This is a genomic window from Crossiella sp. NPDC003009 (genome assembly GCF_053591555.1).
Window position 1 is genome coordinate 24,546 of record NZ_JBSFUA010000040.1, and the last position, 18,696, is coordinate 43,241.

At 72.3% G+C, this 18,696-nt stretch carries 11 protein-coding genes, 1 tRNA gene and 1 pseudogene; 6 read left to right on the plus strand and 7 right to left on the minus strand.

What is annotated here, in order from left to right:
* The first annotated feature begins 56 nt into the window (after positions 1-56).
* Positions 57-2,276, plus strand: coding sequence for a tetratricopeptide repeat protein (locus ACWDY5_RS31360; RefSeq protein ID WP_449725749.1), 2,220 nt, complete (start codon positions 57-59; stop codon positions 2,274-2,276).
* A gap of 80 nt (positions 2,277-2,356) precedes the next feature.
* Here ACWDY5_RS31360 and ACWDY5_RS31365 read toward each other — a convergent pair.
* Positions 2,357-2,430, minus strand: a tRNA-Pro gene (locus ACWDY5_RS31365).
* Positions 2,431-3,063: 633 nt separating this feature from the next.
* On the opposite strand from ACWDY5_RS31365, the gene ACWDY5_RS31370 reads away from it, so the two are divergent.
* Positions 3,064-3,786 (plus strand): helix-turn-helix transcriptional regulator, encoded by a 723-nt coding sequence (locus tag ACWDY5_RS31370; RefSeq protein WP_449725750.1) that lies wholly within the window; start codon positions 3,064-3,066, stop codon positions 3,784-3,786.
* 84 nt (positions 3,787-3,870) lie between these two features.
* Positions 3,871-6,852: a BTAD domain-containing putative transcriptional regulator gene (locus tag ACWDY5_RS31375; protein WP_449725751.1), complete on the plus strand. Its 2,982-nt coding sequence runs from the start codon at positions 3,871-3,873 to the stop codon at positions 6,850-6,852.
* Here the strand turns inward: ACWDY5_RS31375 and ACWDY5_RS31380 are convergent.
* Positions 6,806-9,766, minus strand: coding sequence for a BTAD domain-containing putative transcriptional regulator (locus tag ACWDY5_RS31380; protein WP_449725752.1), 2,961 nt, complete (start codon positions 9,764-9,766; stop codon positions 6,806-6,808). The two genes, ACWDY5_RS31375 and ACWDY5_RS31380, sit on opposite strands and share 47 nt — an antisense overlap.
* A 64-nt stretch (positions 9,767-9,830) precedes the next feature.
* Here ACWDY5_RS31380 and ACWDY5_RS31385 point away from each other — a divergent pair, with 64 nt between their 5' ends.
* On the plus strand, positions 9,831-10,595 hold the full coding sequence (locus tag ACWDY5_RS31385; RefSeq protein ID WP_449725753.1) for an SDR family oxidoreductase: 765 nt from the start codon (positions 9,831-9,833) through the stop codon (positions 10,593-10,595).
* 15 nt (positions 10,596-10,610) lie between these two features.
* Here the strand turns inward: ACWDY5_RS31385 and ACWDY5_RS31390 are convergent, their stop codons facing one another.
* Both ACWDY5_RS31390 and ACWDY5_RS31395 read right to left on the minus strand, forming a co-directional pair.
* A complete protein-coding gene (locus ACWDY5_RS31390) occupies positions 10,611-11,591 on the minus strand; it encodes a small ribosomal subunit Rsm22 family protein (RefSeq protein WP_449725754.1) in 981 nt (326 codons plus the stop codon).
* Between the two features lie 71 nt (positions 11,592-11,662).
* A complete protein-coding gene (locus ACWDY5_RS31395; protein WP_252483277.1) occupies positions 11,663-12,316 on the minus strand; it encodes an FMN-dependent NADH-azoreductase in 654 nt (217 codons plus the stop codon).
* A 115-nt stretch (positions 12,317-12,431) separates the two neighbouring features.
* Between ACWDY5_RS31395 and ACWDY5_RS31400 the strand changes: the two genes are divergently transcribed.
* On the plus strand, positions 12,432-12,941 hold the full coding sequence (locus ACWDY5_RS31400) for a MarR family winged helix-turn-helix transcriptional regulator (protein ID WP_449725755.1): 510 nt from the start codon (positions 12,432-12,434) through the stop codon (positions 12,939-12,941).
* A gap of 470 nt (positions 12,942-13,411) precedes the next feature.
* Here the strand turns inward: ACWDY5_RS31400 and ACWDY5_RS31405 are convergent, their stop codons facing one another.
* Positions 13,412-13,726 carry a winged helix-turn-helix transcriptional regulator gene (locus ACWDY5_RS31405; RefSeq protein ID WP_449725756.1) on the minus strand — a complete coding sequence of 105 codons (315 nt, stop codon included), beginning with the start codon at positions 13,724-13,726 and terminating at the stop codon, positions 13,412-13,414.
* A 122-nt stretch (positions 13,727-13,848) separates the two neighbouring features.
* On the opposite strand from ACWDY5_RS31405, the pseudogene ACWDY5_RS31410 reads away from it, so the two are divergent.
* Positions 13,849-14,711, plus strand: a pseudogene (locus tag ACWDY5_RS31410) (NAD(P)-dependent oxidoreductase).
* Here ACWDY5_RS31410 and ACWDY5_RS31415 read toward each other — a convergent pair.
* Positions 14,650-15,552, minus strand: a complete 903-nt coding sequence (locus ACWDY5_RS31415) for an aldo/keto reductase (protein WP_449725757.1) — start codon at positions 15,550-15,552, stop codon at positions 14,650-14,652. The pseudogene ACWDY5_RS31410 and the gene ACWDY5_RS31415 sit on opposite strands and share 62 nt — an antisense overlap.
* Positions 15,553-15,694: 142 nt before the next feature.
* Positions 15,695-18,076: a transglycosylase domain-containing protein gene (locus tag ACWDY5_RS31420; RefSeq protein ID WP_449725758.1), complete on the minus strand. Its 2,382-nt coding sequence runs from the start codon at positions 18,074-18,076 to the stop codon at positions 15,695-15,697.
* Positions 18,077-18,696 lie beyond the last annotated feature (620 nt).

The following is an 18,696-nucleotide window of genomic DNA, read 5'->3' on the forward strand; positions in this document are numbered from 1 at the left end:
GGACATTCCGCGGGCCGGGCGCACCCACATCCGGACAAGAGGAACCAGCGAGAACCATGACCTATTTCGGTTCTGAACTGCGGCGGAGGCGCCAGGAGTGCGGTCTGTCCCAGGCCGCGTTGGCCGATGCCGTACGTATCTCGACGAGCTACCTCAGCAAGATCGAAAACGGCCGGTCCGCGGCCACCACACAGGTGATCCAGGCCTGCGATGACGCGCTGGGGGCCGAGGGCGCCCTGGCCGTGTTGGCGCCATGCCGACCAACACCAGGATCTCCTCGGGTGCGGCACACCTCCGGCATGCCAGGCCCGCCTCAACTGTTTGTGGGCCGTACCGATGAGCGTGCCGTGCTGGCCTCAGTCCTGAATCCCCTGGATTCCACTCGCCTGTGCGTGATCAGCGGGCTGGCCGGAGTTGGCAAAACCGCGCTCGCTCTCGTCGCGGCCCAGGCCGCAGGGTCGAGTTTCCCCAGGTGGCTGCTCTACGTGGATATGCGCGGACACACTCCTGGCGTGCGACCGGTGTCCATCGGGGAGGCCGCGTACCGGCTGTTGAGCCAACTCGAGGTCGACCCGGCGCGGGTACCGGTCGGGCCCGACGACAGGGTGAGCCTGGTGCGTGCGATGTTGTCCGACCGCCGGGTACTGGTGGTGCTGGACAACGTCGTAGCCGCAGATCAGGTACGGCCGCTGCTCGTCACCAGTTCAGGCTGCAAGCTGATCGTGACCAGCCGAAACCGGTTGGCCGCTCTCGACGAGGCCTACCACCTGCCCTTGGAGACGCTGCCTCTGCAGGACGCGGTCGCGATCTTCCGAAGCGTGGCCAGGGATATGAGGTCTGATGATGTCGGCGCGGTCGCCGATATCGTCCGCCGCTGCGGCACGCTGCCACTGGCGATCCGGATCGCGGCAGCCAGGTTCGCCACCGGCAACTGGACCACCGAGAGGTTCCTGAAACGGCTCAGCGACGAGTCGACGCTCCTGCCCGCTCTCAACGACGGCGAACGCGATGTGGCGGCCGCATTCCGCGTGTCCTTGCGGGATCTTCCCGCCGAGCAACGGCGGGTTCTGCAGCTGTTGGCCATCCACCCGGCTGGCGCCATCACGACCGAGGCCGCAGAGGTTCTTGTGGGCACCGCGCACGGCGTCTTGGACGAAGTGCTCGATCGTCTGCACGACGCCCATCTCATAACGAGGGACATGGACGGCGACGTATGGATGCACGACCTGGTGCGGACCTTCGCGGCGCACTGCGCGCCACCGGAACTCGATGGACGTGAACGCGAGGTGGCGACCTCCCGGTTGATCGACTACGCGCTGTCCCTGGCTGTCGCCGCTGACGAACTCCTAGAGCCACATCGGTTCCGGCCACACGTTGACGCTCCCGCTTCGGACCGATGCCCGTTCAACGATGTGGAACAGGCACACCGCTGGCTGCGAGCACGCTGGAGCTTCCTGACCGAGATCACCCGGTTGGCCGAGGGGGACCCGAGATGCTGCCAGCTGGCCCTGGTCCTGCGGGCATTCTTCTTCCGAGACAGGCTCTTCGAGCCGTGGTTCACCACTCACCACGCCGCCCTGAATACCGCAGTCACCAGGGGTGACCACCTCTCGAGCGCGATGATCCTGAACAACCTGGGTATGGCCCACGTCGAGCAGGGTGACCTCGCGGCGGCACTGGACCGCCACGCCGAGGCACGAATCGAGTTCACCCGGGCTGGCGACTATCGCGGCGAACTGGACGCCCTGTCCAGCATGGCCTGGGTCCGCCTGTACCAGGGCTCCCCAGAAGACGCAGTGCATGGCCTGACCGCCGCGTTGGACAGGTATCAGCGCTCGGGACGAGTCCGCAACGCCGTCATCGCGATGCGCGGGCTTGCCCTCGCCTGCAGCGAGCTTGACCGTCACGACGAGGCGATGGACTACGCGGGTGAGGCCACGGAGCTGGCACAGCTCCCAGTCGACACAGTCATGGGCGTCAACTGCCTGGCCTGGGTTTGCTTTCAGGCAGGCAACCTCGACGACGCTGAACGCCACTACCAGGAAGCCGCCCGCACTGCGGAGGAGGCGGGCAGTCCCTACGAGCGGACTCGTGCGCTCACCGGTCTGGGCAACATCGCGGCACGCCGTGGTGACCCGGCTGAGGCAGTCAAGCTGTGGGATCGTGCCGACGAACCGGGGATTCTGGTGCGTCCCGTCGTGGTCGGTGAGGGGTCGACGCGGTCGTGGCTCGAGCCGCTAGCACGAATGGCGGGCCAGTCCGCAATGTTGAGCTGACCTCCAACGGACAACCGCTGAGAAACACCGAGGGCCTGACCACCTAAGTGATGGTCAGGCCCTCAGCTTGTTCTAGACCGTCGGGACGACAGGATTTGAACCTGCGACCCCTTGACCCCCAGTCAAGTGCGCTACCAAGCTGCGCCACGTCCCGGTCTTGCTTCGTTCTCTCGAACGTGATGAAGCCTAGCGCACCGCACCGCCCACCCGGAAATCGGGGCTCGCCGCGGGGATCTTGACCAGCCCGCAACCCCGCCAGCCGCCCCCCAGAGCCGACCACGCTGCCGGACCGGGAAGTTCAAACAACCCGCTGACCTGCAACAACACCGCACTGCACAACCGGACCGCTGGCGAACCCTGCCGCGAAGCAGTGATGCTGCCCCCGGTTGGCCGGTGACGCTTGCTGGGGAATGGAGTCGTCGGTTCAGTCGGTGCACGGCCGCGGGAACCCCCACCCGCCGGAGCGCTCGTCCCACCCCCTCGGGGCGAACTCCCGTCGTGTCGCCGGCTGGCGGAGGCCAACCATGGGAAGCCGTGGGCGCGGGATCCCTGGCTGGTGCGCCACGCGCTGACCCCGTGCGCGCGCCTGCCCGGTGGACCCCTCCTCGACAATCCGCCGGCCCGCGCCCGCGGCTACCCCCTCGCGTGTGCCAACGCCCTGTGACTGACCAGGGAGTTCCGGGGCGTGAAAGTGTGTCCGCCGGGACCATTGACAGCTCGTTGACGCCTCGTTGACAGCCCTCCGGTTTGCTTGTCGCCGAGGGGACGAGGAAAAGGGGCCGCCACCATGACCATGAGCTTGAGCTTGTCGAACCAGGTCGAGAGCACCGCGCTGAAATCCGTTGTTCCGGTGGCCGGTTCGCGGGCCGCGGAACCGCGGGACCGCATTGCCGTCGCGGTTCGGGTGGATGACCAGTTGCTGGCCGCGGAACTCGTTCCGCAGCTGGCGCTGTCGCCGGACCTGCATCTGCTCGCTGTTGGTGAGAGCGCTCCAGCGGATGTGGTGCTGGTGCTCGGCAACGCCGTCACCGACGAGCTGATCGACGATCTGGCCGCCATGGCCGAACGGGCCGAGAACGCCGCGCAGCGGGTGGTGCTGGTGGCCGGGCCGCTGCGGGAGCGGCACCTGAGCCGGATCTTCGGTGTCGGCGTGGTCAGCATCCTGCCCCGGCGTGACATCAGCGCGCGCCTGGTCATCCGCGCCCTGGTGGCCACCAAGGCGGGTGGCTCGGTGCTGCCGGAGAAGCTGACCCGCTGGCTGGTCGACGAGGCCCGCAATTTCCAGAGCGACCTGCTGGCCAAGCAGGGGCTCACCTCCGGCGGGCTGACCGCGCGGGAGGTCGAGGTGCTGCGGCTGATCGCCCAGGGCGAGGACACCGCGCACATCGCCGCGCAGCTGAGCTACTCCGAGCGCACCATCAAGAAGATCATGCAGGACCTGCTCTCCCGGCTGGAACTGCGAAACCGCGCGCACGCGGTCTCCTACGCGCTGCGCGTCGGAGCCATCTGATCCGGCCATTTCCCCCTGTCCCGGGCGAAATAGACAGCATGTGTGGGGGATTACACTCGAGTTCCAGGCAGCAGAGGGAGCTCAGTGAGGCAGGGTCTGGCGTTCGGGTTGCTCGGGCCGGTTCGCGCCTGGCGCGACGGAGCCGAGCTGAACCTCGGTTCCCCGCAGCAGCGGCTGACCCTGGCCACCCTGCTGCTGGCGCAAGGGCGGGCGGTCCCGGTCGAGGAGATCGCCGCCGCCCTGTGGGGCGCCGCCGTGCCCCGCGCCGCCCGCGGCACCATCCGCACCTACGTCCAACGGCTGCGCCGGGTCCTGGAGACCGCTGACGGCGAACCGGTCATCGTCTCCGCCGGTGGTGGCTACGCGGTCCGGGTGCCCGAGGAGGCCACCGACCTGGGCCGGTTCCGGCGCGCCGTGCGCGCGGCCGAAGCGGCCCGCGGCCGCGGCGAGGTCGCCGCCGCGGCCGGGCTGTACAAGGAAGCCGTCGAGGAATGGGACGGCGAGCCGCTGGCCGGGCTGCACGGCGAGACCGCCGACGCCGAACGCGCCCGGCTGCGCCGCCGCAGGCTCGGCGTGGTCGAGGAGCTGGCCACCCTCGAGCTGGAGCTGGGCCGCTGCCCCGACCTGGTCGACCGGCTCGCCGCCGAAGCCCAGGCCGAACCGCTGCGCGAGCGGCTGCACGAGCTGCTCATGCTCGCCCTCTACCGGGCCGGCCGCCAGGCCGAGGCGCTGACCGCCTACGACACCCTGCGCAAGCTGCTGGCCGAGGAGCTCGGCGTCGACCCCGCGCCCGCCGTGCGCGAACTGCACCGCCGCATCCTGCGCGCCGACCCCGAACTGCTCGGCCGGGCCCGCCCACGACCAGCCCCGCCGCCGCCCGCGCCCGCGGTCACCCCCGCCCAGCTGCCGCCCGACCTGCCCGCCTTCATCGGCCGCGAGGACGAGCTGGCCGCGCTGAGCGTGCCCGAGCAGCCCGATCGCCACTGCCCGGCGGTGGCCGTCGTGCACGGCACCCCCGGCGTCGGCAAGACCACCTTCGCAGTCCGCTGGGCGCACCGGGTGGCCGCGCGGTTCCCGGACGGCCAGCTCTACGTCGACCTGCGCGGCTTCGAACCCGAAGGCGTCGCGGTCGAGCCACGCGAAGCGGTGTGGGGCCTGCTGGACGCCCTGTCCGTGCCCACCCAGCTGCGCCCGGACCGGCTGGACGCGCTGACCGCGCTCTACCGCAGCGTGCTCGCCGGACGCCGCTGCCTGATCCTGCTGGACAACGCCCGCGACACCGCCCAGGTGCTGCCGCTGTTACCCGGCAACCCGAACTGTTTCGTGCTGGTCACCAGCCGGGTCGAGCTGTCAGGGCTGGTCGCGGCGACCGGCGCCCACGCCGTGGCCCTGGACATCCTCAGCGAGGACGAGGCCACCGGCTTCCTGGCCCGCCGCCTCGGCCGGGCCAGGGTCGAGGCCGAACCGGAGGCGGTGCGCGAGATCATCGCCGCCTGCGCCCGGCTGCCGCTGGCGCTGGCCGTGGTCTGCGCCCGCGCCGCCTACCACCCGGCGTTCAGCCTGGCCGCGGTCGCCGAGGAGCTCGACGCCGCGCGCGGCGGTCTGGACGCCTTCACCGGCGCGGACAGCCGCACCGACGTCCGCTCCGTGCTGTCCTGGTCCTACCGGGCGCTGTCGGCGCCGGCCGCCCGGCTGTTCCGGCTGCTGTCCTTCCACCCGGCCACCAGCGTCGACCTGCGCGCCGCGGCCAGCCTGGCCGGCCTGCCGACCGCCCGCGCGCAGGCCCTGTTCCGCGAGCTGACCGCCGCGCACCTGCTCGCCGAGGTCGCCCCCGGCCGCTTCCACACCCACGACCTGCTGCGCGCCTACGCCCTGGAGCTGGTCTCCGCCCAGGACAGCGCGGCCGACCAGCGCGCCGTGCTGCGCCGCGGCCTGGACTACCACCTGCACACCGCGCACACCGCGGCCCGGATGCTCTCCGCGCACCAGGACCTGCCCGCGCCCGGCGAGATCGACCCCGCGGTCAGCCCGCGCGGCTTCGCCGGCTACGAACAGGCGCTGGACTGGTTCATCCTGGAACACGCGGTGCTCATCGGCCTGGTGCAGCGCGCGGCCGCCGCCGGGTTCGAGCAGCACGCCTGGCAGCTGGCCTGGATGATGCGGCACTACCTGGACTGGGCCGGGCACTGGCGGGACCTGGAGACGGTGAACCGGACCGCGCTGCGGGCGGCCACCGAGACCGGCGACGCGGTCGGCGTGGCCTACGCCCGCCGCGGCCTGGCCAGGATCGAGACCCACCACGGCCGCTTCGACCAGGCCAGGGCGCTGCTCGCGGAGTCGCTGACCGGGTTCACCATCGCCGGGGACACCCTGGCCCGCGCCTACACCCACCGCCAGGCCATCGGCGTCCGCCAGCTCCAAGGCGACTACGCCGGAGCGCTGGAGGAGGCCACCGTCGCGCTGGCTCTCTTCCGTGCCGCCGGGTCCGCGGTCGGCGAGGGCGCCGGACTGCTCGGCCTGGCCGCCAGCCAGACCCGCCTCGGCCGTCACGAGGACGCGCTGCTCGCCGGCCGCCGGGCCCTCGACCTGCTGATGGCCGCGGGTGACCTCTACGACCTGGCCCTGGCCCTGGACGTGCTGGGCCGCGCCAGCTCCGCGCTGGGCCGCTTCGCCGAGGCCGCCGACTACCGCGAGCGCGGCATCGAGCTGTCCCGCTCGATGGCCAACCGCGGCGACTTCGTCACCTCGCTGCTGCACCGCATGGTCACCTCCGCGCTGATCTACCTCAGCGAGGCCCGCCACCTGGCCGGTCAGACCGAGCGGGCCAACCGCGCGCTGCGCGAGGCGCTGACCCGGCTGCGCGAGGAGCTCGACGAGCCCTACCTGGTCATCGGCGGCGCGGACGGCGCCACCGACGCGGCCTTGCGCGAGGTGCTGGCCACGCTGACGGAGTTCCTGGCCGAGCCTGCGGAGGGCGCGGACTGGTACGAGCGGGCGGGCACGGTGCTGCACAAGGTGGTCAGCACCGCGGAGGAACTGGGTCTGGGCGCGTACCTGTCCGAATGAGACCGGCGATCCGCTCGACGTCGCCCCGCTCAGCCGGCGGCAGCGGCGCGCCCACCGAGGCCCGCAACTCGGTGGCCCGCGCCAGCGACTCGGCCGCCCGCCGCCGGTCCCCGGCCAGCGCGTGCGCGCCCGCGAGTCCTTCCATGGCCAGCGCGACCGCTCTCGGATCACCGACGGCCTCCGCGGCCGCGAGCCCTTCCCAGTGCAGGGCAAGGCATTCCGCCGCCTGGCCACGCTGCTCGGCCAGGAAACCCAGCTCGGCCAGGATCAGCGCGACCCCGGCCGCGCCGTCGTAGCGGCGGCACCAGTCCAGCCAGCTCCGCAGCCACCGCTCGGCTGCCGCGAACTCGCCGCGGCGGCGGGCGATGAGGCCCAGGCCGACCTCGGCGAACTGCCTGCCGCGCTGGTGCGACTGCTCGGTGGCCAGCCGGGCGGCCACGGTGTGCAACTCTTCCGCTCGCGCCAGCTCGCCGGTGAGCAGGGCCAGCCGGCCGAGCCCGGCGTACTCGTAGGCGGCCTCGGTCCACAGCCCGAGCGACTCGGCCAGCCGCAGCGCCCGCTCGTGGCCGCGCGCCGCGGCCGGGTAGTCGCCGCCGATCTGGGCGAGCAGGGTGTCGATCTGCCCGGCCTTGAGCTGTCCCCAGCGGTCGCCGAGGTCGAGGAACCGCGCGGCGCACTCGGCGCCCAGCTTCCGCGCGGCCGTCAGGTCGCCCGCGGCCAGTGCCAGGGCGGCGCGGGTGTGCAGGGTGGCGGCCGCGCCCCAGCGCTCGCCGGCGGCGGTGAACGCGGCGTGCGCCCGCTCGGCCCAGGCGGCGGTGGCCGCCGGCGGCCCGAAGTCGCTGCGAGCCAAGCCGAGGAACCATTCCAGGTGGGTCCGCCTGCTCTCCTCGGTGATGGGGGAGAGGTCGGGGTCGGCGGGTTCGGGCAGGTCGGGGTCCCGGATGAGCAGGGCGAAGGCGGCCACCCACGCCGATGCCTCGGCCCGCACGGCGTCCGCGCCGCGGCCGGGTGCGGCGAGCAGTGCGGTGAGGGTGCGGTGTGCCTCGCCGTAGCGGCCGCGCAGGTACCAGTACCAGCCCACTGCGTTGGCCAGCCGGAGCGCGGCCGGGGCGGGACCGGTGAGCGCGCGGCGCAGGTTGGCCGACTCGGTGTCCAAGCGCCGCAACCAGGTCCGCTGCTCCGGGCCGCGCAGATGCCGGTCGGCTTCCTCGGCCAGAGTCAGGTAGTGCGCCTGGTGCCGCTGCCGGAGCCGCTGGTGTTCGGCCGGGTCGAGGTGCTCGGCGGTGAAGGCCGCCACGGACTCCAGCAGCCGGTAGCGCGGGCCGTCGGCGGTCTCGGTCATCACCACCAGCGAGCGATCCACCAGGCCCGCCACCAGGTTCAGCGTGCCCGGTAGTTCGCAGACCGCCTCGGCCGCGGCCAGGTCGCCGCCGTCGGCGAGCACGGACAGGCGGCTCAGCGCGGCCCGTTCCCGTTCGTCCAGCGGCTGCCAGCTCCAGTCGATCACCGCGCGCAGCGTGCGCTGGCGCGCAGGCGCGGTCCGGTTTCCGTTGTCCAGCAAGGAGAACCGGTCGTCCAGGCGGTCGGCCAGCGCCCGCACGCCGAGCGCGGGCACCCGGGTGGCGGCCAGTTCCAGTGCCAGCGGCAGGCCGTCCAGGCGACGGCAGATGACCGCCACCGCCGCCGGGTCCAGCCGGGCGCCCGGCGCGGCCGCGGTGGCCCGGGCGGTGAACAGCGTGGCCGCCTCGGCCGCGGGCAGCGGCGGCACCGGGAAGCGGTGTTCCCCAGGCACGGCAAGGGGTTCCCGGCTGGTGGCCAGCACCCGCACCCCTGGCGCGACGGCCAGCAGCCGGGTGAGCAGCCCGGCCACCGGATCCAGCAGGTGCTCGCAGTTGTCCAGCAGCAGCACCAGGTTCCGCTCCCGCAGCGCGTCCAGGTCACGCACGCCGAGCACCGCGGTGACCACGTCCAGGACCTCCCCGGCGGCGGCCAGCTCGGCCAGCCACACCCCATCGGGCGGGTCCAGCCGCCGGGCCGCCTCGACGGCCAGCCGGGTCTTGCCGACCCCGCCCGGCCCGGTCAGGGTCACCAGCCGCGCCCGCGCCAGCAGCGCGCCCACCGCGGTCACCGCCGCCTCCCGGCCGATCAGCTCACCCGAGGGGGCCGGCAGGTTGGTGCGCGGCCGGGCAGCCAGTTCCGGCGACCGCGTCAGGATCGCCTGGTGCAGTGCGAGCAGCTCAGGACCGGGATCCACGCCGAGTTCCTCGGCCAGCCGCCGCCGCAACCCGGCGTAGGCCGCCAGTGCCTCGCTCTGCCGCCCGGCCCGGTAGAGCGCGCGCAGCCGGATCCCGTGCAGCCGCTCCCGCAGCGGGTGCCGCGCCACCAGTTCGCCCAGCTCGGCGGTCAGGTCCGCGCCCAGCGCCAGCCGCGCCTCGGCGTGGTCCTCCACGGCGGTCAGGCGCAGCTCTTCCAGGCGCCCCACCGTGATCCGGGTGAACTCGGCGTCGGCGAACTCGGCGAAGGCCGGTCCCCGCCACAGCGCCAGCGCGTCGGTCAGCAGCTCCGCCCGCACCGCGGGGCCGGCACTGGCCCCGGCCTGCGCGAGGAGCGCCTGGAACCGCCAGAGGTCCACCGAGCCGGGCTTGGCGCGCAGCAGGTAACCGGATCCGGTCGAGACGACCAGGTCCCGGCCGATGGCCTTGCGCAGCTGCCAGATCCGGGTCTGCACGGCCTGCACCGGGTCCGCGGGCGCGCGCTCGCCCCACAGGTCCTCGACCAGCCGGTCCACGCTGACCGGGCGGCCGAGGTGCTGCAGCAGGTCGGCCAGCAGCGCGCGGACCTTGACCTCGCGGATCCGCACCGGGCCGCCGTCCTCCGCCCGCACCTCCAGCGGACCCAGCACCCCGAACCACACCGGCTCACCCTATCCGGAGCGGACCTGGAGCGGATCAAGAGCGCGCCCGGCCATGGTTGCCGCCATGAACACCTACGCAGACAAGAAAGCCGTGGTCACCGGCGGTACCCACGGTATGGGCCGGGCCGTCGTGCACGCCCTGCTCGACCGCGGCGCCGAGGTCCTGCTCACCGGCCGCAACCCCGCCAACCTGGCCGCCGCCCGCACCGAACTGACCGGCCGCCGCGCGCACGTCCTGCCCTCCGACGCCACGAACCTCGCCGACATCGCCGAGCTGGCCACCCACGCCGCCGACACCCTGGGCCGGATCGACCTGCTGTTCGTCAACGTCGGCCTGGCCCGCCTGGAACCCTTCGCCGAGGTCACCGAGGCCAGCTACGACCAGACCTTCGCGGTCAACACCAAGGGCGCGTTCTTCACCGTCCAGCGCCTGGCCCCACTGCTGGCCGACGGCGGCGCGGTGGTGCTGACCACCTCGATCGCCGACGAGGGCGGCACCGACATCCTGACCGCCTACTCCGGCGCGAAGGCCGCGGTCCGCGCCTTCGCCAAAGGCATGGCGAGCGCGCTGCTGCCGAGGCACATCCGGGTCAACGTGGTCGCCCCCGGCTTCGTGGACACCCCGACCATGGGCATCGCCGGCCTGTCCGCGGCGGAGCGGGCCGCGTTCACCGCCGAGGGCGACGTGGTGACCCCGATGGGCCGCCACGGCACTCCGGCCGAGGTCGCCGCCGCCGTGTTGTTCCTGGCTTTCGAGGCCACCTTCACCACCGGCGCCCGCCTCACCGTGGACGGCGGCATCGGCCAGGCCATCAGCCGGCCCCGGTAGCTCGGGCGCGGATCGTCAGTCGGCTGCCGGCGACCACTCCTCGCCCCAGCCGACCTCCCGGGCCGCCCGGTAGTCCGCGCCGTGCCGCTTGGTCACCGTCACCTCGGCCAGCCCGTCCGCGCCCGTGCACAGCCGCAGCGCCACCAAACCCTTGCGCTTCACCGGATGCCGCAGCACCCGGTTCGCCGCCCGGCCGGCCGGTTCGTTCGCCACCGCGACGTAGGAGAACTTCTCGTCCTCGAAGTTGAGCGTGCCCTCCTTGATCACCCGGTGCGCGCCGAGCCTGGGCAGCCGCGCGGAGAAGTGGCACCAGTCCCGCCCCGGCGTGATCGGGCAGTCCCGCTGGTGCGGGCACGGCGCGACCACCGAGCGGCCCAGCCCGATCAGCTCGTCCCTGGCCCGCAGTACCCGCTCGTACCCGGCCGGGGTGCCCGGTTCGATCAACACCAGCAGCCGCGCCGCCCCGGCCAGCCAGCGCACCGTGGCCGCCCGCACCGGTTCCGGCAGCTCACCGAGCACATAGGACAGTGTCACCACATCCGCGGCCGGGGCCTCGGCGGCCGGGTCGATCCGCCCGCGCCGCCAGCTCGTGCCGCGCAGCCGCGCCGAGGCGGCCATCAGCTTCCGCCCGAGCGCCACCACCTCCGGCGCCTGTTCCAGCACGCTCAGCTCGGTCAGCGACGGCCAGGTGTCCGCCGCCGCCCACACCGCCGTGCCGGTGCCGCCGCCCACGTCGACCAGGCTGCGCGGCGCGAACTCCGGCAGCTGCCGGGCCACCTCGGCCAGCGCGGCGCGCACCGCGGCGTAGGTGCCGGGCATGCGGTACCCGGCGTAGGCGGCCGCGTCCACCGGGCTGACCAGGATCGGCTCGGTCGCGGCCACACCCTGCCGGTAGCGGGTGATCAGCCGGGTGACCGCGCGCGCCAGCTCCGGCTGCGGGAAACCGCGCAGCGCGGTGTCCAATGCGGACTGGAGCTCCTCGGGCAGGGCGGTCATGGCAGGAATTCTGCCTTCTCACCGGCAGGCCTCGGCCGCTGCCCGCCTACCCGCCGCGACCGACCGGCCGGTCAGGCGACCGCGAGCCCGGCCAGCTCCGGCGCGACCTTCTCCGCCAGCGAGTGCGCCTGCTCGCGCGACTGGCCGGCCAGCTCCCGCAGCTCGGCCATGGCCGGGTTGACATCGGCCAGGGTCAGCTCGGCGTCGACCACCCGGAGGTCCATCGCGAACACATCGGCCAGGATGCGGTGCAGCCACGGCGTCCCGTGGTCCCAGCCCTCCCGGGGCGTGCCGGGCCCGTAGCCGCCGCCGCGCGCCACGATCAACGCCGCGGGCCTGCCCTTGAGCGGCTGCTGTCCCGAGGCCGGGGCCAGCCGGGGCTCGGTGAGCAGCAGGTCGATCCAGATCTTGGCCTGCTGCGGCACCCCGAAGTTGTACAGCGGCGCGGTCAGCAACAACCCGTCGGCGCCCAGCAGCTCATCGGCCAGCTCGGTGGCCAGCCCGGCCGCCGCCCGGTGCCCGTCGGTCCACTCCTGTGCCGGGGTCCAACCGGTGGCGACGGAGTTCGCCCAGGCGTCGGCGGGCAGCGGATGCCGCCCCAGGTCACGGCGCGTGACTGGGGTGCCGGGCCGCGCGGCGAGCCAGTTCCGCTCGAAGGTGTCACCCAGCGCCCGGCTGACCGAGCCCTCGGTCCGAATACTCGAGTCCACACGCAGCAGAGTCATCGTCTTCCCTCCAGAAGCGCTGCTCTCCAGAACAGCTGTCACCAAGATGTTCTGCTCAACAGACCTTCTTGTCAACAGAACGTATCCCGGCGCACAAACGGCATAAGATGGGTAGGTGACCCAAAACCACCACCGACCAGCGCGGTTCGACTTCGGCCTGGCGCTGAGCGCGGTCGTGCGGGGTTACTTCAAAGCCGCCGATCACGCGGTCGACGACCTGCCCGGCGGCCCCCGCGGCTACCAGGTGCTCAGCGCCGCCGCCCGCGGCGAGGCCCCCAGCCAGATCGCCCTGGCCCAGCAACTCGGCGTCGACCGCACCGTCATGACCTACCTGCTGGACGACCTGGAACGCGCCGGCTTCGTCGAACGCCGCCCCGACCCCGCCGACCGCCGCTCCCGCCAGATCGTCATCACCGCCCCAGGCCAACAAGAACTCTGCCGCCTGGAACGCAAACTCCACACAGTCGAAGACACCGTCCTCACCCCCCTCACCCCAACCGAACGCGAAAACCTCCGCGACATGCTGTCCCGCCTGGCCGCCTACGCCGGCGACGTCCCCAACGCCTGCCAACTCGCCGAACACGCCCTCACCGCCGAACCCCCCAACCCCACCGGCGCCTGCTGACCCACCCGGCCGCGCTGGCTTTGGCCTCCGGAAGCCACCCAGCTATGCTCGGCCAGTCGCTTGACCAGCACATTCACCACAGCGGCCGCCCCATCCGAGCCGAAGATCAGGACGAGGAGCAACCTTTTCGGCCGGAAAAGCGTTCCGCAGAGGAAGCGGAGGCGCGGGCGGGGAACAGGCGGGCCGGGCCCCGGGTCACACGGGTCCGAACAAGCGGTGTGGCGGCCGGGCGAGCAGGCAGTGTGGGGCGGCAGGGGTGAGCAAGAGGCGTGGCGGCCGGGGCGAGGCAAGTCGGCACCGGCAGATCGGCCCTGGTGGATCGGCCCTGGTGGATCGGCCCTGGTGGAGCGACTTCGGTGAAGCCAGTCGGCACCGGGCAGGACGGGCGTCGACGATTCGCGGCCCAGCGGCCCAGCGGCCCAGCGGTTCGCGTTGCGGCCGGCGGTTCGCGTTCGCGCTGGTTCGCGGGGTCACAGGTGTTCGCGGCCCCAGGCGCCGAGGGGGCGGAGGGCCTCGTTGAGGGCGATGCCGCGTGGTGTCAGCGAGTACTCGACGTGCGGCACCGGTCCGGGGCGGGCGTCTCGGACGATGATCCCGTCGGCGATCAGCTCGCGGAGTTGGTCGGTGAGCACCTTCTCGCTGACGCCGGGCACCAGTCGCCGGAGTTCGCCGTAGCGCTGCGGCTGCTGGCCGAGCGCCCACAGGATGAGGACCTTCCACTTGCCGCTGATGACCTCCATCGCGGCGTCCAGGCCGCAGTGGGTCGGGCGGGTTCGGACGGTCATGTGCGCACCCCCAATCGAAGCCAGGATAACGCCGTGGGGCACGCACTTTGATGTGCGTACTTGAGGTGAATTGCGAGGCGGCCTAGGTTGAAAATGTGATTACAGTGCTGGGACTTGGTCGGATGGGATCGGCGATTGCCGGGGCTTTCGTGAAATCCGGGTATTCGACGACGGTGTGGAATCGGTCCGGTGGCAAAGCTGAGCCGCTGGTCGCGCGAGGTGCGGAACGCGCGGCGAGTGTGGCTGACGCGGTGACCGCCGGCGACATTCTGGTGGTGTGCGTCCTGGACTACGCCGCGTTGTACGAGATGCTCGATCCGGTGCGCGGGCAGTTGGCCGGGAAGGTTCTGGTGAACCTCACCTCCGGTCTGCCCAGCGAGGCGCGGGCCGCCGCGGATTGGGCGCGCGAGTGTGGTCTGCGCTATCTGGACGGCGCGGTGCTGGCCGTGCCGCCGGCGGTTGGGCAGCCGCAGACTCAGTTGTTCTATGCCGGTGACCAGCAGGTTTTTCGCGAGCATGAGCCGCTGCTCGGCGCGTTGGGCAGCAGCGTGTACTTCGGCGCGGACCCGGGCAGCGCGGCCGGCTATGACCTGGCCTTGCTCGGCATTCTGTGGGCCACCCTGACCAGCGCGCTCCAGGGTTTCGCGCTGGTTGGCTCGGGGGGGCGGAGGGCCTCGCGGAGTCGTGGCTGACCAATGTGGTGCTGCCCAGTATTCGAGGTGCGGCGAGACAGGTCGACTCCGGTGAATACGGGAATGCGGTGTCCACGGTTTCCTTGAATGCGGCCGGGCTGGCGAAAATGGTTCGGGTCGGTCGCGAGCAGGGAATAGCGACCGACCTCATGGTGCCCATCAAGGAGTTCCTGGACAAACGGGTAACCCAGGGTTTCGGTGCGGACAGCCTGGCCAGCATGTTCGAGGTCATCAGGAATCCGGGCGCGCCGACCGGTGCACCGCCTCCAGACGAGCCAGCTCCTCATCGGTGAGCCGCAGCGACCCCGCGGCGACGTTGGCCGCCAAGTGCTCCGGGTTGCCGGTGCCGGGAATGGCCAGCACGTGCGGCCCGCGCCGCAGGGTCCAGGCCAGCCGGACCTGTGCGGTGCTCACCCCGTGTGCGGTGGCGACGGCCAGCACCTCGGTGTCCTCCGCCCCGCCCGCACCGGACTCCTTGCCCGCCCCGGCGATGGCGAAGAACGGCACGAACGCCACGCCCTGCTCGCCGCACAGCCGCAGGAACTCGTCCTGCCTGGCGGGCGCGCCGATGCCGTACTGGTTCTGCACGCACACCACCGGCGCGATCGCCTGCGCCTCGGCCAGGTGGTGCGCCCGCACGTTCGAGATGCCCAGGTGCCGGATCAACCCTGCCGCGCGCAGGTCGGCCAGGGCACCGAAGTGCTCGGCGATCGACTCCGGTCCGTGCACCCGCAGGTTCACCACATCGAGGTGGTCCCGGCCCAGCTGCCGCAGGTTCTCCTCGACCTGCCCGCGCAACTGCTCCGGGCGCGCCAACGGCAACCACTCCCCGGACGGGTCCTTGCCAGGGCCGACCTTGGTGGTGATCACCAGGTCGTCCGGGTACGGCGCCAGCGCGGTGTTGATCAGCTCGTTGGCCGAGCGCAGCGGCGAGAAGTAGAAGGCAGCGGTGTCGATGTGGTTGACGCCCAACTCGAGCGCGCGGCGCAGCACCGAGATCGAGCGGTCCCGGTCGCTGGGGGAGCCGTCGGCCTGGTGGGTCAGGCGCATCGCGCCGAAGCCGACACGGTGCACGGTCAGGTCGCCGAGGGTCCAACTGCCCGCGTCGGCCGCGGTGATCGTTTCCCAGGTCATGCCGGAAGTCTGCCCCGTCACCCAGCCGTGTGCGCCGCCCGCCCTACCGACCGGGTGGTAAGGCGGGCGGCGTCCGACCGGCGCGCCGCTGCCGAACCGCTGTTCGACCCGACGTGCACGCGTTGGCAGGGTGGACCACTCGTCAGCCGGTACGCGTCGGCTTCGTCCGGGTCGGTGGCGGGGTGGTCGGCCTGGCCGAGGTCGGCGGCCGGCTCGGCGTCGTGGTCACCGGGCGACCACCGGTGCTCGTGGTCGGCGGCGGTGGCGCGGGGGTGCGGGTCCGGGTCGGCTTCGGCCGCTCGCCCGCCGCCTCGATCTCCGGCGGCCGCGGCCGATCGCTGTTCAGGTACCGCCCCTCGACCTCCGGCAGCCCGGCCACCGGCAGGTCGTTCATGATCCCGCCCTGCCCGTTGTCGCCGTTCATCGCGCGGAACCAGGTGCGCGCCGAGTACTTCCCGCCATAGATGTACCGGCCCTGCGAACACGGTCGCGGCGGCTGGTCCGGGCCACCGTCGCACAGGGTCTGCGGCGCAGAGGTGTCGTCGAAGGTGAACACCGCGGCCGACAGTTGCGGGGTGAAGCCGAGGAAACCGGCCGACTTGTGCTCCTGGGTGGTGCCGGTCTTGCCCGCCATCGGCCGGTCCCACTTCACCAACTTGGCCGCCGTGGTCGCGGTGCCGCCCAGGGTGTCCTTGCTCAGCGCCACCGTCATCGCGTTCGCCAGCCCCGGCTGCACCACCTGCTCGCACTTCTGCTCCTGCACCGGAACCGGCTGGTCCTTGCGGTCCAGCACCGCCTCGATTGGGCTGGGCGGGCACCACATGCCCTCACTGGCCAGGGTCGCGCCGACGTTGGCCAGCTCGAGCGTGCTGGTCGGGGTGGGGCCGAGGGTGAACGAGCCGAAGTTCTGCTCGGCGAAGAACCGGCCGATCGGGCGCTTCTTCCGGTCCTCCGTCGCGGTCATGGTGCCCAGCGTGCGCAGGCCGAGTCGCTGCGCCATGTCCACCGCGGCCTTCACCCCGACGCGCTCCAGCAGGTGCACGAAGGTGGTGTTCGGTGACTTCGCCAGCGCGTCCTGCAGGCTCATCCGGGGCGGGTAGTTGCTGTTCTCGGCGTTCTGCACGCAGTACTTGCGCAGGCCCATCGCGCCCTGCGGGCAACTGGCCCCGCCACCGAGGAAGACGTTGGAGACGTAGGTGCCGGGCACCGGCACCGACTCGGTCAGCGTGCCGCCCTGTTCCAGCAGCGCGGCCGCGGTGAAGATCTTGTAGATCGACCCGGCGCCGTGGTTCTGCGGCGCGTACGGCAGGCCGAGGGTGGTCTGGTGGGCCTTGCGGTTCAGGCCGTAGGTGCGGTTCGCGGTCAGCGCGACCACGCGGTGTTTGTCCTTGCCGGGCTTGACGATGGCCATCGCGTTGGCCACGTTCTGGGTCTGCGGCGGGACTTCCTTGTCCACCGAGGCCTTGGCCTTGGCCAGTGCGTTGCGGTCCAGGGTGGTCTTGATCGTGTAGCCGCCGCGGCGCAGGTCGTCCCGCTGAAAGCCGGAGTTTTCCAGGTACTTCAACGCATAGTCGCAGAAGTAGCCGGGGTCGCCGACTCCGACGCAGCCGTTGGGCGGGCGGGCGGGCGTGGGCGACAGCTCGAGGTTGGTCTTCTTCTCCGCCTCGCCGACATCGGCAGGGAGGCGGCCCTGGCGCACCATCTCGTCGATGACCACGTTGCGCCGCTCCAGTGCCCGCTCCGGATGCCGGTAGGGGTTGAGCGCGCTCGGCTCGTTGACGATCCCGGCCAGCAGCGCGGCCTGGGCGACGGTCAGCTTGTCCTGGGTGGTGTCGAAGTAGGCGCGCGCCGCGGCCTGGATGCCGAAGGAGTTCTGCCCGAACGGCACGGTGTTGAGGTAGCGAGTCAGGATCTCGTCCTTGCTCAGGGTTTGTTCCAGCTGCAGCGCGATCCGCAGTTCGCGGATCTTGCGCGCCATCGACTGCTCCTGCGCCCTGGTCCGCTCCACCGGGGTCTTGGCCGAGATGTGCGTGAGGTGGTTCTTCACGTACTGCTGGGTCAGGGTCGATCCGCCCTGCGAGATCCGCCCGGCGACCGCGTTCGAGATGGCGGCCCGTCCCAGTGCCACCGGATCCACGCCCTGGTGGTCGTAGAACCGGTGGTCCTCGATCGCCACGATCGCCGACTTCACCGTGTTGGAGATCTCGTGCGCCGGCAACGGCACCCGGTACTGGTCGTAGATGTGGGCGAAGGGCTTCCCGTCGGTGTCCAGCAACGCGGTCATCTGCGGCACCTCGTCGCCGATCAGCTCCGCCGCGGTCCGATTCACATCGTCGCTGGCCAGCACCGCCACCGCGCCCGCGCCCCCGGCGAGCGGGAACAACACGCCCGCGGCCAGCATCCCGGCCAGCGCGCACAGTCCAACCAGCTTCAACACCCCGCTCGCGACCCGCCGCGCCCGGGGCGGCCCCGGGTCGGCCTCGTCCAGCAGGGTGTCGAACGGTGTGCCCGTGGATCCCGTCATCGCGATCAACCCGCCGTTCGGAGTGCCCAGGTATCTCCCATGGTGGTAGCCCGAGTACGGCACAGGCAACCAACTCGATCAGGTGGCGTGTCGCCTACCGCGTGTTGCGGCCCGCGTTTCCCGCGTGTGTGTCCTGCGTGCGGACCTGCCGGGACGAGCCCGGAGCGCCCGACGCCAGACGACGCCAGCCGGGGCTGCGGGCGAGGTGCGTCGAGGCGATGTGCGAGCGGGCCGGGCCGCGGACCGGGCCGGGCGGGGCGCGGAGCCGGTGGGGCGGGGCGCGGAGCCGGTGGGCTGTTGCGATGCCCACGGGCTGGGGGTTGCCCGGGCCGATGCGCGTCGGCGCCGCTGGAGTCGCGCCGACAGCGGCGACGCGCCGGCCGCGATGCGTCGGCGGTGAGGCGTCGGTGGTGAGGCGCAGGCGGCGGGTGCCGTAGCCGACGGCGGGTCCGCGGTCCCGCGGCGGGACCCACCCACCCCGGAGCCGACGACCGGGCCGTTGGGCTCGCGCGCTGGGACCGGCGCATTGTGGCTGTAGCGCCGGGCCTGGGACAGCCGGTGCTGAGCTGTGTCCGGCCCGCGTGTTCCCCGCCCCGCCCTCCGCTTCCTCTGCGGAACGC

Excerpts from the sequence above, each read along its gene's own strand:
- ACWDY5_RS31360 (WP_449725749.1), top strand. The coding sequence starts at position 57 with ATGACCTATTTCGGTTCTGAACTGCGGCGGAGGCGCCAGGAGTGCGGT.
- ACWDY5_RS31370 (WP_449725750.1), top strand. The coding sequence starts at position 3,064 with ATGACCATGAGCTTGAGCTTGTCGAACCAGGTCGAGAGCACCGCGCTG.
- ACWDY5_RS31385 (WP_449725753.1), top strand. The coding sequence starts at position 9,831 with ATGAACACCTACGCAGACAAGAAAGCCGTGGTCACCGGCGGTACCCAC.
- ACWDY5_RS31390 (WP_449725754.1), bottom strand. The coding sequence starts at position 11,591 with ATGACCGCCCTGCCCGAGGAGCTCCAGTCCGCATTGGACACCGCGCTG.
- ACWDY5_RS31395 (WP_252483277.1), bottom strand. The coding sequence starts at position 12,316 with ATGACTCTGCTGCGTGTGGACTCGAGTATTCGGACCGAGGGCTCGGTC.
- ACWDY5_RS31405 (WP_449725756.1), bottom strand. The coding sequence starts at position 13,726 with ATGACCGTCCGAACCCGCCCGACCCACTGCGGCCTGGACGCCGCGATG.
- ACWDY5_RS31415 (WP_449725757.1), bottom strand. The coding sequence starts at position 15,552 with ATGACCTGGGAAACGATCACCGCGGCCGACGCGGGCAGTTGGACCCTC.
- ACWDY5_RS31420 (WP_449725758.1), bottom strand. The coding sequence starts at position 18,076 with ATGACGGGATCCACGGGCACACCGTTCGACACCCTGCTGGACGAGGCC.